This is a genomic window from Achromobacter sp. FW305-C-30-7 (assembly GCF_058783105.1).
The window spans coordinates 323,676-342,819 of record NZ_JBYSYI010000005.1; the positions used below are offsets into that span (position 1 = coordinate 323,676).

A 19,144-nucleotide genomic window follows, 5' to 3' on the forward strand; every position below is an offset into this window, starting at 1 on the left:
AGTGCCTATTCAGAAGTGGAGAGTGACTGCGCCGGGCCGGCAGAGATTCTGGGGCCCAGGCCCGCATACCAGGGGCCGCCAAGGCGGCAGGCAGGGTCGAGCAGCGAACCATCGATGCGGCCATCGCTCATGCAGTGCTCGGCGATGCTGAAATGGATGACCTCGCCCACCAGCAGGCGTGCGGACTGGATGCCGAAGGTGAGCGCCTGCGCCAGCTTGCATTCGAGCCGGATGGGGCTGCGCGCGACGCCACGCGGTCTGACCCGCGTGCTTGCGACCATGTCCACGCCCAGCAGCGCGGCCTCGTCGACATCCGCCGGGTAGCGGCCCGAGGACGCGTGCATGGGGGCAAGCTGTTCCAGCGTGACGAAGTTGACGACGAAGTCTCCCGTTTCCAGGATGTTGGCCGAAGTGTCCTTATCCTGGCCCTGGTGCTGGCTGATGCTCAGGGCGATCAGCGGCGGTTCCGTCGACACCATGGTGTAGAAGCTGAAGGGGGCCAGATTGCCCCGGCCCATCGCGTCCATGCTGGATACCCAGGCGATGGGCCGGGGTACGAGACAGGAGGTCAGCAGCCGGTAGGTCTCGCGCGCGCTCAGCTTTGCCGCGTCCAGGCCGATGTGCGCGGCCATTCAACCCTCGTTCATGTGGGCCAGCCGTACCGGGTAGCGGACGTACCGCGCCTCGGCATGGCCGTCGAAGAGACCGCGGGCGCGCGCATGGGGTGTGTCGCGCAGCGCCAGGGGCTCTTCCACCAGCGATACCGGCACGTCCGCGGCCTCCAGGCGGGCGATGATGTCCGGCGCATCCAGGCCGGCCACGTGTCCGGCGATCGCGTGGTTGATGTCCGTGGCCAGCGTTACGCGCTGGTGATAGGACGAGGTTTCCGCAATGCTCAGGTCCAAGGCAAAGGCTTGCACCAGGCGCAGCCAGAAGTGGTCCTCCAGCGCCGCAATCGCGACGCAGGCGCCATCGCGCGTGCGGAACACGCCATAGGCGGGCTTGTTCAACACGTCCTGGCGCTGCGCGGCCAGGCTGGCGAGTCCGGCCGAGGAGAACTGGCCCAGGCGCGGATTCATCCAGTGGGCCACGCAGTCCGTCAGCGACACGTCCAGATGTTGCCCGCGGCCCGTATGCTGGCGCTGCATCAACGCCGCCAAGATGCTGGACAAGGCATACATGGCGCCGCAAAGGTCGGCGACGGGCAGGCCGGCTCCTGGCGCAGGCATGGCGGGATCGCTGCCCGCCAGCGCCAATGCGCCCGCCGTGGCGAGATAGTTGATGTCATGGCCTGGCCGCTGCGCATTGGGGCCGTGCTGGCCGTAGCCGCTCAACGACACGTAGACCAGCCCGGGATTGATGGCGGCGGCCTCGTCATGGCCCAGGCCCAGACGCGCCATGACGCCCGGACGGAATCCCTCGACCAGGACATCGCTGCGCGCGATGATTTCGCGGGCCGCCTGCACACCTGCCGGCTGCTTGAGATCAAGCATGACGCATGGCTTGTCGCGGTTGACGGCATCGAACACGCCGGGGTAGAGCCGGCGCGCGTTGTCGCCGTGCGGAGGGCGCTCGATCTTTGTGACGGCGGCGCCCAGTTCCAGAAGGTTCTGGGTCAGGAACGGCCCTGGCAGCAGTTCGGAAAAGTCGGCAACCGCGATGCCGGAAAGGGGAAGGGGGTGCGGGTGAGGCATGGCAAGGCTCCTAGTCCAGCTGCACCTTGGCTTCCTTGACCACATTGCCCCACTTGACGGATTCATCCTTCACGAAAGAGGAGAAATCCACGCCGGATTTCTTCAACGGCACGCCGCCGAAGGCGATCAGGCGCGAGGCGATCTGCGGATCGTCGATGGCCTGGGCGAACGCCTTTTCGAGTTTGGAGCTCACTTGCGCGGGCGTGTCGGCGGGCACGAAGAGGCCCATCCAGGACACGGAGGTGGCGCCCGGATAGCCGAGTTCCGCGAGTGTGGGCACTTCGGGGAAGGACGGCAGCCTGGCTTCTCCGGTGACGGCGAGCGCGCGGATCTTGCCGCTCTTGATGAAGGATTCGGTCGAGACCGGGTAGTCGAAGGAAATGTCGACCTGGCCGCCGATCAGCGCGGTGATCGAAGGCGCGCTGCCCTTGAACGGGATATGGCTGAATTTCACGCCAGCGACGGACTGGAACAGCTCGGCCGCAAGGTGCGTGCCGGTGCCGGCGCCAGCGCTGGACGTGTTCAGCTTGCCCGGATTGGCCCTGGCATAGGCGACGAGCTTTTCCAGCGTGTTGTACGGGCGGGATTCGTTGACGACAAGGATATTGGGAATGGCCGTGAGCCCCTGCACGGCGACCAGGGCCTTGTCAGGCTTGCTGGCGTTCTTGTAGATCAGGGGATTGGTGACCTGGGTGCCCTGCGTGCCGAGAAAGATCGTATAGCCGTCCGGCTTGCTGTTGGCCGCGTATTCCGCGCCGATGTTGCCGCCCGCTCCGGCGCGATTCTCGACGATGATGGGCTGCCCCAGCAGTTCGGAGGCGCGGGCGCCGACCGTGCGCGCCACATTGTCCGTGATGCCGCCGGCGGTGAACGGGACGATGAACCGTATCGGGCGGTCCGGAAAGGCGGCGTCGGCCGAGGCGTTGAGCGGCGCGAGCGCCATGGCGGCGGCGAGCACGCCCGCCGCGGGTCCGAAGAGCTTGTTGAACATGGGTAGTCTCCTGTTGTATGGGTCCGCCATCTGGAGCGGCGGATGTTGAAGTGCGCTATCGCGCGGATGCGATCAGCACGGCGTCCAGCGCGACGGCGCCGTCCGGGCTGACCAGCACGGGATTCAGATCAAGTTCCTGGACCTCATAGGGGCCGCGCGTCACGAAGTCGGACACGGCCAGCAGCAGTTTTTCCAGGGCGCCGATATCGGCAGGCGCCTGGCCTCGGCACCCGGCAAGCAGCTGATGGCAGCGGGTCTCCGCGATCATGGCGCGCGCGTCGGCGGGCGTGAGCGGCAAGAGGCGGCGGCTCACGTCCCTGAAGACCTCGACATAGACGCCGCCCAGGCCGAAGGTCAGGACATGGCCGAACAGGTCGTCGCGGTGCACGCCGACCAGGGTTTCCACGCCGCGTTGCGCCATCATTTGTTCGATCAGGATGCCTTCGATGTCCGCCTGCGGATACGCCTCGCGCGCCCGCGCCATGATCAGCTCCCATGCGTTGCGGATTTCCTCGGCCGCGCGCAGTCCGACGATGACGCCGCCGATGTCCGACTTGTGGAGGATCTGCGGGCTGACGATCTTGGCCACCACCGGGCCGCCGCATTGCGCGGCCGCGGCCACGGCGTCATCGACCGTGCGGCAGACGCGCCCGAAGGGCACGGCGACCCCGGCTTCGCTCAGCAACTGCTTGGCGGTGCGCTCGGCGTAGGCTTGCGGCGCCTGCGTATCGCGTTGGGGCGCCGCATGCATGATGGAGGGCTCCCATGCCGGATCGAAGGCGCGGGCGGATGCGCCATGGCCGTTCCATTTCGCCAGCGCCTTGATGGCCTTGCCCAGTGTCCGGATGGGTGCGATGCCTGCATCGACCAGGCATTGGTAGCCGGTTCCCAGCTTGTCGCTCATCCAGACCGGCACGATGGGGATATCGACTTCGGCCTGCACCTTGACCAGGTTCTGGCAGGCGGCCAGTGTCGTGTCGCCGTATTCCATGGGAATGGGATAGAGCACGACGTCCACATTCGGGTCCTGGGCTACGCGCAGCAGCGAACCGTAGCTGATGTCGCTCTGGACCAGGATCTCCGCGGTGGTGTCGACGGGATTGTCGATGGCCGCATAGCTGGGAAGCAGCTCCGCCAGGGCCTGGCGGGTCCGCGGTTCGAACTCGGCGAGCGCCAGGTCCGCGGAACCCAGCATGTCCGCAGCCAGCGCGACGGTGCCGCCCGAGAACGAATACACGGCGGTGCGAATGGCGCGCGCAGGCACGCCGCGGGCCAGCAGCGCGGCGGTATCGATTAGTTCATCGATGTCGTCGACCTCCACGATGCCCAGTTGTCGGAAGGCGGCGCTGTTGATGTCCGCGCTGCCCGACAGCGCGGCGGTATGGGATTGCGTGGCCTTGACGCCGTAGGCGGACTTGCCAACCTTCAGGGCCACGATGGGTTTGTCCTGGCGCGCGGCATTGAGCGCTGCGGCAGCGAAACGGGGCGCGTCGTTGATGCCTTCCAGCAGCGTGACGATGACTTTGATTTCGGGCATCGCGGCCATGTGGTTGATGTAGTCGCTGGCGGTCAGGTCGACCTCGTTGCCGCTCGAACACCACAGGCCGATGCCGATGCCGCGGCCGCTGGCTTGCAGGAATGTGCGGCCGAGTCCGCCGCCCTGCGTGACCAGGCCGATCGGGCCGGGCATGCGGTCGTACTGGAAGGCGGGCGAGAACGTGAAGCCCAGGCCGCGGTTGTTGTTGTTCATGCCGGGGCAGTTCGGTCCGTAGATCCGGATGCCGGTTTCGCGGACGATGGCGCGCATCTGTTTTTCGAGCTGGCGGCCCGCCTCGCCGGTCTCGCCGAAGCCAGAGGTCAGGACGATGGCGAACTTGACACCCTTGCGGCCGCAGTCCGCCAGCACGCTGACCGCCGCCGGCGCCGGCACGACCACGATCGCAGTCTGTGGCGCATAGGGCAGATCCATCACCGAGCGATACGCGCGCCTGCCCATGACCGTGTCCTTGGTGGCGTTGACCAGAAATAGTTCGCCGGTGTAGCTGGAGTGCTCGACGATATTGGTCAAGGCGCGCTGGCCGATGCTGGCGGGCCGGTCCGAGGCGCCGATCAGGACGAGGGAGCTGGGATCGAACAGCGGGGCAAGGTCTGAAAACATTCGAGGTCCTCCGGGCATGTCGCGCATGCCCGCCTGGCAATGGTTGATGGTGCAATTAATACAACAGGTCGGATACTAATTCGAGATACCGCATAGGTCAATCGGAAATAAATTCGACATCTCGTTGTTCTATACGATATTATGAATTTAATAAGCCCTCCCGCAGGGGTTGCCACCGCCCCGGAACGGGGTGGCGCGCCCAGGGGAATTGCGTGATGGCACGCACGGCCGCCGGCCGTTCCATCCACACAGGAAAGAGTTACGCATGGATTTGAAAATTGCGGGAAAAGTGGCGCTGGTGACCGGATCGGGTCGCGGCATAGGCGCCCAGACGGCGCGGGTGCTGGCCGAAGAAGGAGCGCGCGTCGTGATCACCGACATCGACGGCCAGACCGCCGCGGTGACGGCGCAGCGGCTGCGCGATGAGGGCCTCGAGGCGATCGGCCTCCAGTGCGACGTCTGTGAGCGCGACGCCGTCGCCGCCATGGTGGACGCTGCGGCTTCTGCCTACGGTGGCGTCGACATCCTGGTCAACAACGCGGGTTTCACGCGCGACAAGTATCTGGGAAAGATGGCCGAGTCCGATTGGGATTCGGTGGTCGACACCATCCTGAAAGGCGCCTTCCATTGCACCCGCGCCGTGCTGCCGGGCATGATGGAGCGCAAGTGGGGGCGCATCATCAATATCGCCTCGCGTTCTGTGTTCGGCAACCCTGGCCAGACCAACTACACCACCGCCAAGCTGGGCCTGGTGGGCTTCACCCGCGCCCTGTCGCTGGAACAGGCCAAGTTCGGCATTACCGTCAACGCCATCGCGCCCGGCTTCGTCGAGACCGAGCTGATCCAGTCCCTGCCGTCCTATCCGGCATTGCGGGATGCGGCATTGGCCAAGAATCCGGTCGGCTTCCTGGGCCAGCCGGACGATATCGCGTCGTCCGTCGCCTTCATCGCTTCGGAGCGCGCCCGCTACATCACCGGCGTCACCCTGTACGTGACGGGCGGACGTTTTTCGTCTTGAGACGCACACCCCATATCTTGAATTGGCCGCCTGGAGGACAACATGGATTTTGATTTCGATACCGATCAACTGGCCCTGCGCGACAGCATCAGGCGCTATATGAAGGCCGAGGTGGGCCCGCGCATCGCCGCTTGCGAGGCCGACAAGCGCATCCCTGCGGACGTGCTGGAGGGGCTGGCGCCATTCGGCTACATCGGCGGACTGCTTCCGGAGGACGACGGCGGCTTCGGCCTGGATTTCGTCACGTGGGCGATGATGGTCGAAGAGGCCGGGTATTGCTGGGGATCGTTGCGCACCATCCTCAACATCACGAATATCTTCCTGCGCCTCGTCAATGCCTACGGTACGCCGGCCCAGAAAGAGAAATTCCTGCGGCCCGTGCTGGCGTCGGCCAAGAATGTCTGCGTGGCGATCAGCGAACCCAACCACGGCTCCAACGTGGCCGGCATCGAGCTCAAGGCGGAAGACCAGGGCGACCACTATGTGCTGAACGGCAGCAAGCTGTGGATTACCAACGGGGTCAACGCCGACTACGCGATCGTCCTGGCGCGTACCTTCAGCGCCGGCTGCGACGGCAAGCTCTCGCTGTTCCTGGTCGAACGCGAACAGTCGCCCTACGAGGCGCGCCTGGTCGACAAAATGGTCCTGAAAGCGTCCGGCACCGCCGAGCTGCGTTTTGACGGCGTGCGCGTACCCAAGGAGAGCCTGCTGGGCGCCGAGGGCACTGCGCTCAAGACCATGCTGACGGGCCTGAACTATGGCCGCCTGAACATCGCAATGGGCGCCGTGGGCGCGGCGCAGGCCGCACTGGATTTGTCCATTGAATACGCCAAGACCCGGCGCCAGTTCGGCCGCCCCATCGGTGAATTCCAACTCGTGCAGAAGCATATCGTCGACATGATGGTCCGCACCGAAGCGGCGCGGGCGCTGGGCTACAAGGCGGCCGTGGCCGTGCAGAAAGGCCTGCCCGCGCGCGTCGAATGCTCCATCGCCAAACTGTACGGCGCCGAAGCCGCGCACGAAGTCGCCAAGATTGCGCTGAGCGTCCATGGCGGCCTGGGGTATTCGACCGAATACCCGTTGGAGCGCATCTTCCGCGATACCAGCGGCGGCACGATACCGGAAGGCACGGCGGAAGTGCAGACGCTGATCGTGGGCCGCGAGGTGTTGGGCCTGTCCGCGATCAACGCGGCGGAGACGGCGAAGTGATGGCAGCGCAGATTGCAGTCGAGGCGCCCGCGCCCGGCGCGCTGGCGGACTTGCGTTATTACTGGGACGAACTGTCGCCGGGCCTGGCGGTAGAGACCGCGGCGCGCACCATCACCGAAGCCGACGTCGTCGCCTTCGCCGGCCTGAGCGGCGACTACAACCGCCTGCACACGGACGCGGTCTATGCGGGCCAAAGCAAATTCGGCCGGCGCATCGCGCACGGCATGCTGGTCGGCTCCATCATGTCCGGCCTGAACACCCGCACCGTGCTGAACCAGTGCCTGGAACCGTCGATCCTGGGCCTGCTGGAGATGTCCTATCGCTTCGCCAAGCCCACGTTTGTCGGCGACACGATCAAGGTCAGGATCCTGGTGGCCGGCCGGCGCCTGGCCAGCGATACCAGCCGGGGCGTGGTCGAGTTCGAACGGCAAGGCATTAATCAGCATGGGGAAACGGTATGCGTCTGCAGCGTGAAGATGCTGGTCGCCTGCCGCGCGTCGCAGTCCATTGAACAGATAGCGGAGAAATGAATTGATCAAGACCGAAATCGGGTACACCACCCCGGAAGTCATTACCGTGCGCGGCAAGAACCTGGCCACCGAGTTGCTGGGAAAAGTGGACTTCGTGGACATGATGCTGCTGGTGATCTTCAACCGCACGCCCAGCGCGGCCGAGAAGACCATGATCAACCATATCCTGGTCACCGCCTGCGACCACGGCTTGACGCCCAGCGCCATGAGCGCCCGGCTGACCTACCTGGGCGCGCCGGAAGCGATGCAGGCCGCCGTGGCCGCCGGCCTGCTGGGCGCGGGCAGCGTCTTCCTGGGCACTACCCAGAACTGCGCCGAGATGCTGGCCGCCGGCGCCGCCGGCCTGTCCGATGACCCGGACGAAGCCGAGTGCGACGCCGCGGCGCGCGCCATGCTCAGCGCCAGCAGGGAAAAGAAGCAGCCTGTCTACGGCATCGGCCATCCCATACATGTGAATGGCGACCCGCGCGTGCCTACGTTGCGCCAGCTGGCGCAGGAGCTGGGTTTCCACGGCAAGCACTGGCGCCTGATGGACGCCGTGCACCGCGTGCTGCTGCAAGACCGGAACAAGAACCTGCCCATGAACGTGGTAGGCGCGATCGGCGCCATCATCTGCGACATGGATCTGGATCCGATGATTGCGCGCGGCCTCATGCTGGTGGGACGCGCGGGCGGTTTGCTGGCCCATCTGTACGAAGAGCGCGAGCATCCTATCGGTCAGCACATATGGGATCTGGTGCTGGCGCAGGACGAGCGCAATGTTGCCCCTGTTCGTTGACATGGACTACACTTCCGACGCCGTTTAACCACGCCTTTTCAACTTGCTGCGCTTGTATCGCAGGCCGATGGCAAACTCCAGGTAATTGAGCGTCATATGCCGACCTTTGTTAGCGCCGCCGCCCGTGCCATGGCGGTATTCGAAGTCTTCGCGCGAGAGAAAAGAGAACTCTCAAATTCCGACCTGGCCCGGCTGCTGGATCTGGCCGACAGCAGCTGCCTGGACCTGCTGCACACCTTGCATCAATTGGGCTACCTGTTCCGCACGCAGTCGCGGCGCTACTACCCGACCGGCAAACTGTTGCTTGCCGTCCAGCAGATAAGCACGGTCGATCCCATCATCCATGCCACGCGCGAAGCGCTCGAGCAGTTGTCCGAGCGTACCGGGGAAACCGCCTACATCGGGCGCATCGACGGCGCCGCGGTCAAGATCGTCGCCGTGCGCGATGGCAAGTATCCGCTGCGCTATATCCTGGGCCTGGGCGAGCGCATTGCGCTGCATGCGTCCGCCATGGGCAAGTCCTTGCTGGGCGGCTTGCCGCCGGAGGCGGCGCGCAAGCTGCTGGCCGCCAAGCCGCTGCGCAAGCTGACGTCCGCCACGGTTACCGAGCCCGATGCGCTCCTGGCCGAAATCGACAAGAGCCGCGAACGAGGCTGGTATCACACTCATGGTGAAGGCGGGGACGGCGCGGACGCGCTGGCCGTGTCGGGTTGGCTGGGCGAAGAATGCGTCGCCATGGCCATCTCGGGCCCTTCCGACCGCTTCCAAAGCAAGCGTGACGAGTACGTCGAGGTCCTGCGCGGCGTCGCCGGGAAAGTCTTCACGCGCGAGCCGTAGGCGGCATCGCGCGGTCGCCGACCGGCCGCTAGGACGATTCTCCCAGTATCGCCGACAGCATCTCCCGGGAGGCTCCGGACAAGGCGGCGGGCGGTGCGCCGGGCTTGCCGTTTGCGCCGGGTTGCAGCGTATCCAGCAGTGCGGAAAGCGCCAGCGTCAACGAAGCATTGTCTTGCCCGGCGGGGGGCGTGCCCGCGCCTGCCGCCGCCGATTTCGCCAGCAGGAGCCTCGCGGCGTCCAGCGGTTGCGCAACGGGACTGTTCCTGGCGGCCGCGGCTTTCTGCCTGTCCGCCACCGCGGACGTGATGTTCTGGCTCTTGCCGTCGCCGGCAGCGGATTTCAGGGACTTCTTCCTGGCCTTCCACTTTTCCCTTTCGCTGGAGTAGGCCGCCAGCAGCGCGAAACGGTCGCGCTCGATCAGCAGCGGCGAGCCCGCGATGTCGACCGCCAGCGACTGAAACGCGGCGCGCGCGGCCACGGCGTTGTCGCTCAGCAGGGCCGTGGTCGTCTCGGTCCATTTGCGATGGAACGGCAGGGCCGCGGCGGCGCTGAACATGTCCTCTCCCAGCGTGGCGCGCTGCTCGAAGGCCAGCACCAGGTAGTCCACGTCGTTCACGGGCTCCAGGCCGCCGCTTCCATTCTGCCGGTGCAGCACGCCGTCCACCAGTTGCAGTCCTTGCAGCCTGTCTTGCGAGTCGGTGCCCGCCAATACGCGATAGCCGCTGCGGCGCAGCGCCAAGCCGTCGAAGACGCCGAAGCGGATGCTGACGCCATCGGTACCGAAAAGCTTGCTCAGGGGCTTGAGCAGGCCTTCGCCGGCCTTGACGACGGCGCCGCCCACCGCGCCGCCGAACATGCTGACCGTGGTCGCGACGAAGTCGAGTATGCCGCGGGTGAGGCTGCTGTCGCTGAAGCGGCACAGCGCGGCGAACATCTCCAGCCCGTCGCTGTTGTAGGGTACGTTGCGGGCGATATAGACGTCGCGGAACACGACCCTGCCCGCGCCTGATTGCGGCGCCGCCGCGCCCATCGCCTGCTGGATCGCGTCATAGCCTACGACGTATGGAATCTCGCGCTGCGCGCCGGCCTCGGTGTAGCGCAGGAAAAAGGCGCACAGGGGCAGGAAGGCGGCAATGTAGTTGCCGGCATCGGTCAGGCGCATTTCGACCATGCGGACGCTGAAATAGCACTGTCCCGGAATGAAGGCTTCGCCGTTCAGTCCTGCTTCGCCCGCAGCCGCGCCGCCGGGCGGCGGATCGATCTCCGCATAGAAGTTGCGGCCTGCTGGCACGGTCGCCATCAAGGCGCCCACGCCGTCCGCCGAAGTTCCCAGGTCGCCGATCTTGCGCAGCATGCCGAATAACGAAGCCATGATGTCCGTTCCTGATTGCGGTGTCAGTCGCGCACGACCGCCAGCGCGGAAGCCCAGGTGGGCGAGCCCCGGGATTCGTCGTGCGAACCGGCGCAGGCGCGCCGGTAGGCTTCCGCGAATCCCTGGGTATTGGCGGGATCGAAATAGGCGGCATAAAAACGCCTGATGAAGCGCGCGCAGGTTCTTTCCTCGACCTGCCAACGGAAGGCCAGCACGCCCATGGCGCCGGCCCGCATGACCTCCAGCGCCGTCCGCACCGAGGCGCCGCGGCATGACGACAGCACCAGCAGCTTGCAATTGCCGGCCTTCATCCAGCGGCCCACCAGGCGTATGGACAGTTGCAGGCCCTCGCCTTCCCTGCTGCCCGGTAAGACCAGCATGGTGCTGTCGCGCACCGAGTGGGCGTGGCCGGAGAAATGCAGGATGTCGTAGCCGCCGCCAGTCACCTTTTCTTCCAGATAGTCTTGCAGCGCGTATCCGGTCAGGGGCGGCACGTCCTCGACCACCAGGCGGCCGTCCAGGCGCTTGGCCAGGGCCTGCAGGTTCTCGAGTTCGTCGGCGACCGACTCCAGCGGAGGCAGCGTGACGCTCGGGATATCGTCTCCGCCATCTTCCGGCTGGAACGAAATGGTGCCGCTGAAGTTCGCGCCGATGAAAAGCAGGCGCACGGGGCCGGCTGGCCGGGACGCCGTCTGCTCCCAATCGCTGGCGGAGTCCATGCCCTCCATGTGCAGGCGGCGGGCCATGGGGATGCGCTGGCACAGGTAGCGCCTGTCATTGGCCTTGAAATCGGCATTGCAGCTCAATTCGAACGGCAGGCTGAAGAAGGCGGCGCTCTGATGGTCCGACACATTGAAATCGAATCGCAGGTCCATCCAGGCGAGCCCATCGCCGGACGAGACGCCTTCCTGGTCGCGGGCGCGCTGGATCAGCGTGGCGATGGGCGGCCCCACGGTTTCGGCCACCATTACGTCGAACGCCTGCCTGCCCATGTCGCTGAGCGACTCCAGCCAATCGGCCACTCTCTGGTTGTCGAGATAGGGCGAGAACTTCTCGACGCGCGTCAGCAGCGCGGCGATATCGGGTTGCCGCTTGTAGGGCATTTCCGGTGACCTGAAGTCGTGCGGGCCGAACTGGATCCGGTAGCGGACCGATTTTTCGGCAACTTCTATGACCAGCCGGCGGCGTTGCGTAGCGGCCGCCACGCTGTCCAGCACCACGGCGAGGTCTGCGCCGCCGTCCCGCTTCTTGCCGATCTCGTTGCTCCACATCAGCCTTTCGGGCCGTTCCAGCACGCAACGCTGCACGGCTTCGGAGGGGGCTTCGGTCACGACCAGCACGGGTACGGGTGCGTGTTCGGCCAGCCAGTTGAGCAGCTCGACAGCCGCCGCGCCGCTCTTTTTCTTGGTGGCTTGGGGCGCCGGCTTGGCGTCGATGATCATCAGGCCCGGCAGCGTTCCGCAACGCTCGATCTCCTGCCGCGCGTTCTCCAGGTTGAAGACGTGCCGGAAAGGGGCGCCGACGAAGGGCTTGATGCGCGGGTACTTCTGCTCATGCCGCTGCAATTGCTGGATGCGGTCCGCCCAGCATTCCTCGTCGACATCGTCGCCGCCAGCAAGCAGGATCCAGTTGTTGTTCTGTGCAGGCTGTTCCATCGCCGCCTCCATCAACCCGACCGGGCAGGAAAGCGCAGGGTGAACGAACGCCATGGCGGCAGGACCGATTCATATGCCTCCGCGGGCGGCATCGCCGACTCGGCCAGGGGCGGCTGCGTCGCCAAGGTGCCGCCGTGGGCCTGCATGGTGCGCACGATCTGGGCGATGGCCAATCCGGCGCCATCATGCGCCGCGCGCTCCGCGTTCAGCAGCGCGTCGTCGGGCACTGCGTGCGCGCGCTGGTCCGTGTCCCAGTTTTGCGCGGCGCTCAGCCCCAGTTGCACCGAGCAGCCGTCAGGGTCGTCGCTGATGTCGATTTCCACCCGGGCGTCATCGGAGCGGCAGCGCAGCAAATAGGCAAGAATGGAGCGGAAGGCCGCGGACAGTGTATCGGCGTCGGCATGCACCATGGGTCCGCTGGCGGCGCCCACTTGCGCCAATGGCGCGATGCGGCCTTGGTCTCGCTGCGGCAAGGCGGCGATGATCCGGGTCAGCAACTCATGCAGCGCGACGCGGGCATGCTCGGGCGGAGCCTGCTGACGCGCTTCGCTGGCGCTGGCCAGCCGCTCGAAGGTGATGTCGGCCTTGCCGATTTCCGCCACGATGCGCTGGCTGAGGGCATGGGCCCGGGTGACGATGGCCTCGGGCTGTTCGCCGCGTGCCGCGTCCTCGTGCAGCAGTGCGGTCTGCGTCGTCAGGCTGCAGGCCAGCGCCAGCGACGTCCGGGTCTGGTCGGCGATCTCGGCCACGGTTTCGCGCAGGAATCGCATGTCGCGCGCCCATTTCATGTCGGCGATGTCGGTGAAGAACCAGATGGCCATGTCCAGGCTGGGATCCAGGTCCGTCCGGGTCGCCAGCACCGAGCGCGGCTGTCCGCCCGCGCCGCGCAGCTCGATGCGTTCGCGCCGGACGCCGGCATCTGAAGTCAGCAGCGTGTGCGCCGACGCGTCGTCGGGCAGCGCAAACGCCGTGATCGACACCGGCGTCTCGCCTTCGAGGCAGCGGCCGGGCTCGGTGCCCAGCATGTCGGCCGCGACGCGGTTCATCTCGATGATGGAGCCCTCGCGACCCACGAACACGACCGCTTGTTCGGTTTCGACCATCAGGCTCTGCTTGGTCTGCCTGAGCAGATGCTGGTCCAGCCCTTCCTCCAGCGACTCGATGATCTCCAGCAGATCGTCGGCGTCGGGTCCCTTGAACGCATGCGATACCGAGGACTCCACGTCCAGCAGCCAACGGATCCGGCCGTTCAGGCGAATCGGCACTGTCATGGCCGAGCGCAGCGGCCGCGGCGGACCGGTGTAATCGTTCCTGGGATCCCCAGGGTCGCCCACGTCGTCCAGCGACAGCAGTTGGCGCTGGCGCAGCGTCTGGCCCAGCATGCCGCGCTCGATGGGCTGCAGGTAGTTCGCAGGCAAGGCGTATTCGGGCGCCAGGCTGTGCTGGGTGACGATCTCGTAGCGGCTTTCCTTGCGGTTGACGCGGAACAGCGCCACGTAGTCCCAGGAGAAGAACTGCGCCAGTCTGGGCACGATGTCCTCCGCCGCCCGGCGCAAGGAAGCGGCCGTCATGATCGTCTCGCGCAATGATTCGGCGAAGGTGACGCGCTCGTCGTCGCGCTCTTTCTCGAAGCGCATCAGTACCGGCTCCAAGTCCAGGGCGCGCAGGATCTCCAGGTGGCGTTGCCCGTACTGCGCCGGTTGGCGCGAACACAGACTCAGCGCCGAGCTGTAGCCGCCCGGACGCGTGACGGGCAGGGTGACGCTGGCCTGCATGCCCATGTCGCGGTAGCAGCGTACGACCTCGTCGCCTGGCTCGAAGCGCTGGTCGCTGACGAAGCGGTCCATCTCTTCGACCCAGGTCTGGCCGGAATCCAGGAACGGCCGGATCGCAGGGGGCAGCTCCATCCAGCGCGCCGGCCACAGTTCCACCCCTTCGGGCCGTACCGCGATCGCGCGGAACAGCGACACCTGCCTGTCGTAGATGCCGAACACCGCGTGCTCGAACGGCACCAGCGGACGGATCTGTTCCAGGATGGCGTCGAGCTTGAGACGCCAGCCGTTGATGGACGGATCCAGCGCGATGCGCCGGATCTCGTCGCGGGCGGACTCCAGCGCCCGCGACTGGATGACGGCGATCACGCCCAGCAATTCGCCGTTGGGCGCGGGGTCTGGCGTCATTACCAGCTGGAACAGTCTTTCTTCGCCTTCGCGCCCGGGCATGGTGACGATCACGGCCACCATGGAATCGCCCTCCTGGTTGCGGGCGCAGCAGCGGATGGCATCGGCGATGCGGGGCGCGTCGCTTTTGCGGAAATGGCGGGCCAGGGGCTCGCCGCAAACCTCGTCGAGCTTCTGGCCCAGCGCGCGCGCGGCCTCGCGGTTGGCGAAGCGCACCACACCGTCCAGATCCAGGCGGAACACCGCATAGGGCGTGCGTTCAAAGCGGCGTGATTCCGCTTTCCTGAAGGGCGTGCCATCGTTGACCAGCACGACGATCTTGCCGCTTTCCAATTCGCACAAGGGCACCAGTTGCGCGGGCACGGGCGCGCCGTCCGCGGCCTGGTAGATGCCGCCGACCGCGCCGCTGCCCATGGTCAACGGTTCGCCCAGGCCGTAGGTCTCGGCGGCGGCGCGGCCGCGGAACGCCTGGGCGCTGGGCGCGAGCGTATCGCTGATGTCGATGATGACGCCGTCACGGTCCAGCAACAGGCAAGGCACGCCCGCCCGCGACATCACCCGCAGCATTGCCGCGGGATCGCCCGGGATGGAGGCGGATGCTGGCACGCGTACTTGCGCGCCAGCATCCAGGTCCGTCTGCGCCTGAGGAAACTCAAACATATCGAAGCCCTCCCTGCCTGCCGCCCTTGCGGGCGCGGCTGCCGGCTCAACGCTTGATGAATGCAATGATCTGCTGCTGGGTGCCTTTGTCGTTGTCGAATCCGCCGTGCGTGCTGGCCGCCACCGGCGGGTTGGTGGAGCCGGGCGCGGGGCTGCCGGCGGGCGAGACATGCACGGCGTCGCACGCAATGCCGGCATCGCGGAAATAGCGCTCCATGCCGAGCAGCGGCGTGGTGGTGCCGCCTTCGAAGGACTCGCTCACCAGGTAGAGCAGCGAGCGCCGGTACGGGCCGCAAGTGGGATCGTCTTCCTCAGCCCGGTCGGAAAGATGGAACTGCTGATAGCGCTTTACCCGCGTCTTCAGGTTCGGAACGACCAGCTTGCGGAAGGTGTCCAGCGTGACCGCCGGGGCCATCAGGTTGAGCGATTCCAGTTCGCCGCCGTCGGCCGCCAGCCGGTGCACGAAGTGGCTGGCGACGATGGCGCCGGCCGAGTGGCCGACGATGTGCAGGCGCACGCGTCCCTGGCTGACGTGCGCCTTGAAATGCTTGTACAGCATGATCATCGCGGCTTCTTCCTGCGCCATGCCCTTGGGAACGGGTGCGCTCATGGCCTGGGCGTTCTGCTTCATTTCGCCCCAGATCACCGTGCCAGGCCGCGCCAGCCAGCGTTCCAGGCGTTGGTTCCACCAACGCTCCAGCCGCTCGCCCAGGCCGCCGGTGGTGCGTGGCACGCTGTGGGCGGCATCCTGGATGATGTTCTTCACGGTGGTGATGAAGTCCGTCTCCCACATCAGGAAGACCGGGAAGATCTGCTTCTCGTAGAGCAGCGGTATCCATTCGGCGGCGGCCTCCGCCGCATCCTCTTCGCCGACCAGGCCGCCGTGCGCATACACGCATACGTCCATGGGCTTGTCCTTCAAGCCCCATTTCTCGCGCGCGGCGTTCATGTGCACGTCGACGATGGCGCGCAGATCGTCGGGCGTGGTCCGGAACGCGCCGCTGTTGCTGAGCTTGCCGTTGTTGCCCACGTTGACGATGAAGGGCGAGATCTCGCGGTTGCGCAGCACAGTGCCCGCGGCCAGGGTGACCCGCTTGCCTTCGGTGCGCAGCGTGATGCTGTTCGAGATCTTGGTGTGCTCATGCGTGACCACGCCCAGCTGCACCACCCAGCAATCCATGGCGTTGCGCATCCAGTCGTCGTAGGTCAGCACCGCCATGCCGTGGGTGCCCCACTCCTCGCCCCAGGAGTTCTGGATCAGGAAGCCGTCCTGGGTATAGCCGACGATGACGAAGGCGTGGCCGTCGGTGGCGGAATCCTGCGGGTCGGGCGGGATGATCCAGAACGGCTGGGCTCCCGGCGTGGACGGCGCCTTCAGCGGGGTGACGCCATGGCCGTCGTCCCAGCCGGCGTGGCAGCCCGCGCTGGCGTACAGAATGCCGACCTCGTTGAGCGCAGCGTGCATTTCGACGATGTTGCGCGTGTCGATGCGGTAGTAGGCGCCCAGCGGACGCTTGACGGCATCCAGCCACCAGTCGTCGGCGGTCTCGTTGGCCGCCGCCGGCATGTTCAGGGTCGGAAACAGATCCTGGGCGCAGGCGCCGTGCTTGAACCAGCCTTTGAGCGCGCCGCGCAGGCTCGATCCCGTGTCGTCGACCGAACCCGGGAACTCGTCGTAGCGCCTGGCCATGGAATACAGCATGAACGGCGAGATGGCTGGACGCGGTTCGCGCTCCGACTTGCGCAGCAGGTACTCGACCACCGTGGACAGGGCGAATCCGGTGCAGGCCGAGGTGTCTTCCTGATGCTTCACCGTCAACCCCATGGCGGGGATCATCTCGGTCTTGGGCGTGACCGAGATGTTGGGGTGGAACGGAATGTCGCGGACATCGAAGGCATCGGGCTTGGCCGTGCGGCGAAACGGCAGCGCCGGCGGCAGGCTGCGGCTTTTACGCTTTGGAGCGGATCGGGGCGTCTTGCCGGCGGCGGGCTGCCGCGTTGCCACCGTCTTGCGTGCCGGGGCGGCACGCCCCGCTTGCTTCTTTGCAGCCATGGCGTACTCCAGTGGAGACAGGCTTTCAGCGCGAGGGCGGCGTTTGCAGGCAAGACGACATGACGACAGTAATGATTGCGCCCGTAGCTGCGATATATAGGCGCGCCTAAACCAGTTCGCTAGTATCCGAAAGTATTACTCCTTGAATTTGAAATAGTGCATTTTCACTATTCGAGGCTTAATCCCACTGCGCCGCCAGGCCTTCCGGGCTGACTTCACGGCCGTTGCGCTCCAGCGCCGCGATCTGCGCCATGTCCGCCTCCGTCAGCCGCAGGTCCTGGGCCAGCAGGTTGCTGGCCAGGTTTTCGCGTTTGGTCGACGACGGAATGACGGCATAGCCCAGTTGCAGGGCCCAGGCCAGCGCCACCTGTGCGGGCGTGGCGTCGTGGCGTTGGGCGATCTGGCCGATGACCGGATCCTTCAGCACCTTGCCGTAGGCCAGCGTCATGTACGAGGTGACCGGGATGTCTTGTTCCTGCAGGAAGGCGGCGAGCTTGCGGTTCTGCAGGTAAGGGCTGAGTTCGATCTGGTTGGTGGCGATCTGCTCGCGGCCCACGGCGGCGATGGCGGCGCGGGTTTCGGCGATGGGGAAGTTGGAGATGCCGATCTGGCGGGTCAGGCCCTGCGCCTTGGCCTCGGCCAGCGCAGTCATGAATTCCTCGACGGCGACGCCGTTGCCGGGCGCGGGCCAATGGATCAGGGTCAGGTCCGCGTAGTCGCTGCGCAGCTTGGCCAGGCTGTCCTGCAGGCTGGGGATGAGCTTGCCGCGGGCGTAGTTGGGGACCCAGATTTTGGTGGTGACGAACAGCGCATTGCGCGGCACGCCGGATTCGGCGATGGCCTGGCCGACCTCGGCTTCGTTTTCATAGATCTGCGCGGTGTCGATGGCGCGGTAGCCGAGGTCCAGCGCGTTGCGCACGGAATCGATGACGGCCTGGCCTTGCAGGCGGAAAGTGCCGGCGCCGAAGACGGGAATGCTCATGGGTAACTCCTTTGGGGATTCAGGGCTGCGGACGCAAGCGTCCGGGAATGCCTGCAGTGTGCCCGTCGGATACTTGCGGAAAAAGTCCGGTATGCACGAAAGACTTTTGATATAAATGCAAGAATGAAGACGACGCTAGACGAAATGCAGGTCTTTATCGCCATCGTGGACAGCGGCTCGATCACTGCCGCCGCGGATGTGCTTGGACAGACTGTTTCCGCCGCCAGCCGGACCATGAGCCGGCTGGAAGAGAAGCTGCAGACCACGCTGATGCGCCGGACCACGCGTCGGCTGGAACTGACCGAGGAAGGCCGGGCCTATCTGGAGCAGGCGCGCAAGATCGTGGCCGCAGTGGAGGAAAGCGAGGAACTGATGAGCCTGCGGCGCAACCAGCCGGCAGGACGCTTGCGCGTGGATGCGGCATCGCCCTTCATGCTGCACGTGATCGCGCCGCTGGTGCCGGGCTATCGCCAGCGCTATCCGCAGGTGGAGCTGGAACTGAACAGCAACGAAGGCAATATCGACCTGCTGGAGCGCCGCACCGACCTGGCCATCCGCATCGGGCGCCTGAAGGATTCATCGCTGCACGCGGTGCCGCTGGGCCATAGCCGCGTGCGCGTGCTGGCCAGTCCCGGCTATCTGGCCAAGCATGGCACGCCCAGGCGCGTGGCCGATCTGGCTTCGCATGTCCTGCTGGGCTTCAGCCAGCTGGAAGCGCTGAACGAATGGCCGCTGCTGGAGGCCGACGGCCAGGCCCTGCACATCAAGCCCCATGTGCGCGCGTTCAGCGGCGAAACCTTGCGGCAACTGGCTTTGAACGACGGCGGCGTCGTCTGCCTGTCGGACTTCATGACGCGCGGCGACCGCGAAAGCGGCACCTTGCAGCAACTGCTGGCGAAGCAGACGCAGGACGTGCGGCAGCCGATCAACGCGGTGTACTACCGCAACACCGCGATCTCCTCGCGCATCAAGTCCTTCATCGACTACGTGGTCCAGGCGTTGGGTCCGCGCGGCTTCGAATAGCGCC

Annotated in this window: 15 protein-coding genes; 6 read left to right on the top strand and 9 right to left on the bottom strand. The window is 66.0% G+C overall.

Annotated features, from left to right (window positions below; genetic code table 11):
• Nucleotides 1–5: 5 nt before the first annotated feature.
• Genes AC3WOB_RS18420 through AC3WOB_RS18435 form a run of 4 tightly spaced genes read right to left on the bottom strand, consistent with a single transcriptional unit; the run spans nucleotide 6 to nucleotide 4,843 of the window.
• Nucleotides 6–632 (bottom strand): flavin reductase family protein, encoded by a 627-nt coding sequence (locus AC3WOB_RS18420; RefSeq protein WP_207469142.1) that lies wholly within the window; start codon nucleotides 630–632, stop codon nucleotides 6–8.
• A complete protein-coding gene (locus tag AC3WOB_RS18425; RefSeq protein ID WP_492275804.1) occupies nucleotides 633–1,694 on the bottom strand; it encodes a CaiB/BaiF CoA transferase family protein in 1,062 nt (353 codons plus the stop codon).
• Between the two features lie 10 nt (nucleotides 1,695–1,704).
• Nucleotides 1,705–2,685 carry a Bug family tripartite tricarboxylate transporter substrate binding protein gene (locus tag AC3WOB_RS18430; protein WP_492275805.1) on the bottom strand — a complete coding sequence of 327 codons (981 nt, stop codon included), beginning with the start codon at nucleotides 2,683–2,685 and terminating at the stop codon, nucleotides 1,705–1,707.
• 55 nt (nucleotides 2,686–2,740) lie between these two features.
• Nucleotides 2,741–4,843 carry an acetate--CoA ligase family protein gene (locus AC3WOB_RS18435; RefSeq protein ID WP_492275806.1) on the bottom strand — a complete coding sequence of 701 codons (2,103 nt, stop codon included), beginning with the start codon at nucleotides 4,841–4,843 and terminating at the stop codon, nucleotides 2,741–2,743.
• Between the two features lie 265 nt (nucleotides 4,844–5,108).
• On the opposite strand from AC3WOB_RS18435, the gene AC3WOB_RS18440 reads away from it, so the two are divergent.
• The 5 genes from AC3WOB_RS18440 (at nucleotide 5,109) to AC3WOB_RS18460 (ending at nucleotide 9,215) form a co-directional block, all read left to right on the top strand.
• Nucleotides 5,109–5,861, top strand: coding sequence for an SDR family NAD(P)-dependent oxidoreductase (locus AC3WOB_RS18440; RefSeq protein WP_492275807.1), 753 nt, complete (start codon nucleotides 5,109–5,111; stop codon nucleotides 5,859–5,861).
• A 42-nt stretch (nucleotides 5,862–5,903) separates the two neighbouring features.
• Entirely contained in the window at nucleotides 5,904–7,070 is a 1,167-nt protein-coding gene (locus tag AC3WOB_RS18445) for an acyl-CoA dehydrogenase family protein (protein ID WP_492275808.1), read from the top strand.
• Complete coding sequence (locus AC3WOB_RS18450) at nucleotides 7,070–7,600, top strand: MaoC family dehydratase (protein WP_492275809.1); 531 nt, start codon at nucleotides 7,070–7,072, stop codon at nucleotides 7,598–7,600. Before AC3WOB_RS18445 ends, AC3WOB_RS18450 begins: the two co-directional genes overlap by 1 nt.
• A 1-nt stretch (nucleotide 7,601) precedes the next feature.
• A complete protein-coding gene (locus AC3WOB_RS18455) occupies nucleotides 7,602–8,378 on the top strand; it encodes a citryl-CoA lyase (protein WP_492275810.1) in 777 nt (258 codons plus the stop codon).
• Between the two features lie 96 nt (nucleotides 8,379–8,474).
• Nucleotides 8,475–9,215, top strand: a complete 741-nt coding sequence (locus AC3WOB_RS18460; protein WP_013391022.1) for an IclR family transcriptional regulator — start codon at nucleotides 8,475–8,477, stop codon at nucleotides 9,213–9,215.
• Nucleotides 9,216–9,243: 28 nt separating this feature from the next.
• Here the strand turns inward: AC3WOB_RS18460 and AC3WOB_RS18465 are convergent, their stop codons facing one another.
• The 5 genes from AC3WOB_RS18465 to dkgB all read right to left on the bottom strand — a co-directional run bounded on the left by AC3WOB_RS18465 (nucleotide 9,244) and on the right by dkgB (nucleotide 18,117).
• Entirely contained in the window at nucleotides 9,244–10,587 is a 1,344-nt protein-coding gene (locus tag AC3WOB_RS18465; RefSeq protein ID WP_492275811.1) for a hypothetical protein, read from the bottom strand.
• A gap of 23 nt (nucleotides 10,588–10,610) precedes the next feature.
• A complete protein-coding gene (locus tag AC3WOB_RS18470) occupies nucleotides 10,611–12,242 on the bottom strand; it encodes a CHAT domain-containing protein (protein WP_492275812.1) in 1,632 nt (543 codons plus the stop codon).
• Between the two features lie 11 nt (nucleotides 12,243–12,253).
• On the bottom strand, nucleotides 12,254–15,082 hold the full coding sequence (locus tag AC3WOB_RS18475; RefSeq protein ID WP_492275813.1) for a PAS domain-containing protein: 2,829 nt from the start codon (nucleotides 15,080–15,082) through the stop codon (nucleotides 12,254–12,256).
• Nucleotides 15,083–15,128: 46 nt separating this feature from the next.
• The gene (locus AC3WOB_RS18480; RefSeq protein WP_492275814.1) at nucleotides 15,129–17,135 is read right to left on the bottom strand and encodes a C1 family peptidase; all 2,007 of its coding nucleotides are present in this window, start codon (nucleotides 17,133–17,135) and stop codon (nucleotides 15,129–15,131) included.
• 178 nt (nucleotides 17,136–17,313) lie between these two features.
• A complete protein-coding gene (gene dkgB / locus AC3WOB_RS18485; protein WP_492275815.1) occupies nucleotides 17,314–18,117 on the bottom strand; it encodes a 2,5-didehydrogluconate reductase DkgB in 804 nt (267 codons plus the stop codon).
• Nucleotides 18,118–18,240: 123 nt separating this feature from the next.
• On the opposite strand from dkgB, the gene AC3WOB_RS18490 reads away from it, so the two are divergent.
• Complete coding sequence (locus tag AC3WOB_RS18490; RefSeq protein WP_492275816.1) at nucleotides 18,241–19,140, top strand: LysR substrate-binding domain-containing protein; 900 nt, start codon at nucleotides 18,241–18,243, stop codon at nucleotides 19,138–19,140.
• Nucleotides 19,141–19,144 lie beyond the last annotated feature (4 nt).

Bases quoted from the DNA above. Each gene is read 5' to 3' on its own strand.
- AC3WOB_RS18420 (WP_207469142.1), bottom strand. From the start codon at position 632: ATGGCCGCGCACATCGGCCTGGACGCGGCAAAGCTGAGCGCGCGCGAG.
- AC3WOB_RS18450 (WP_492275809.1), top strand. From the start codon at position 7,070: ATGGCAGCGCAGATTGCAGTCGAGGCGCCCGCGCCCGGCGCGCTGGCG.
- AC3WOB_RS18430 (WP_492275805.1), bottom strand. From the start codon at position 2,685: ATGTTCAACAAGCTCTTCGGACCCGCGGCGGGCGTGCTCGCCGCCGCC.
- AC3WOB_RS18490 (WP_492275816.1), top strand. From the start codon at position 18,241: ATGAAGACGACGCTAGACGAAATGCAGGTCTTTATCGCCATCGTGGAC.
- AC3WOB_RS18475 (WP_492275813.1), bottom strand. From the start codon at position 15,082: ATGTTTGAGTTTCCTCAGGCGCAGACGGACCTGGATGCTGGCGCGCAA.
- AC3WOB_RS18445 (WP_492275808.1), top strand. From the start codon at position 5,904: ATGGATTTTGATTTCGATACCGATCAACTGGCCCTGCGCGACAGCATC.
- AC3WOB_RS18465 (WP_492275811.1), bottom strand. From the start codon at position 10,587: ATGGCTTCGTTATTCGGCATGCTGCGCAAGATCGGCGACCTGGGAACT.
- AC3WOB_RS18435 (WP_492275806.1), bottom strand. From the start codon at position 4,843: ATGTTTTCAGACCTTGCCCCGCTGTTCGATCCCAGCTCCCTCGTCCTG.
- AC3WOB_RS18480 (WP_492275814.1), bottom strand. From the start codon at position 17,135: ATGGCTGCAAAGAAGCAAGCGGGGCGTGCCGCCCCGGCACGCAAGACG.
- AC3WOB_RS18460 (WP_013391022.1), top strand. From the start codon at position 8,475: ATGCCGACCTTTGTTAGCGCCGCCGCCCGTGCCATGGCGGTATTCGAA.
- AC3WOB_RS18425 (WP_492275804.1), bottom strand. From the start codon at position 1,694: ATGCCTCACCCGCACCCCCTTCCCCTTTCCGGCATCGCGGTTGCCGAC.
- dkgB (WP_492275815.1), bottom strand. From the start codon at position 18,117: ATGAGCATTCCCGTCTTCGGCGCCGGCACTTTCCGCCTGCAAGGCCAG.
- AC3WOB_RS18440 (WP_492275807.1), top strand. From the start codon at position 5,109: ATGGATTTGAAAATTGCGGGAAAAGTGGCGCTGGTGACCGGATCGGGT.
- AC3WOB_RS18470 (WP_492275812.1), bottom strand. From the start codon at position 12,242: ATGGAACAGCCTGCACAGAACAACAACTGGATCCTGCTTGCTGGCGGC.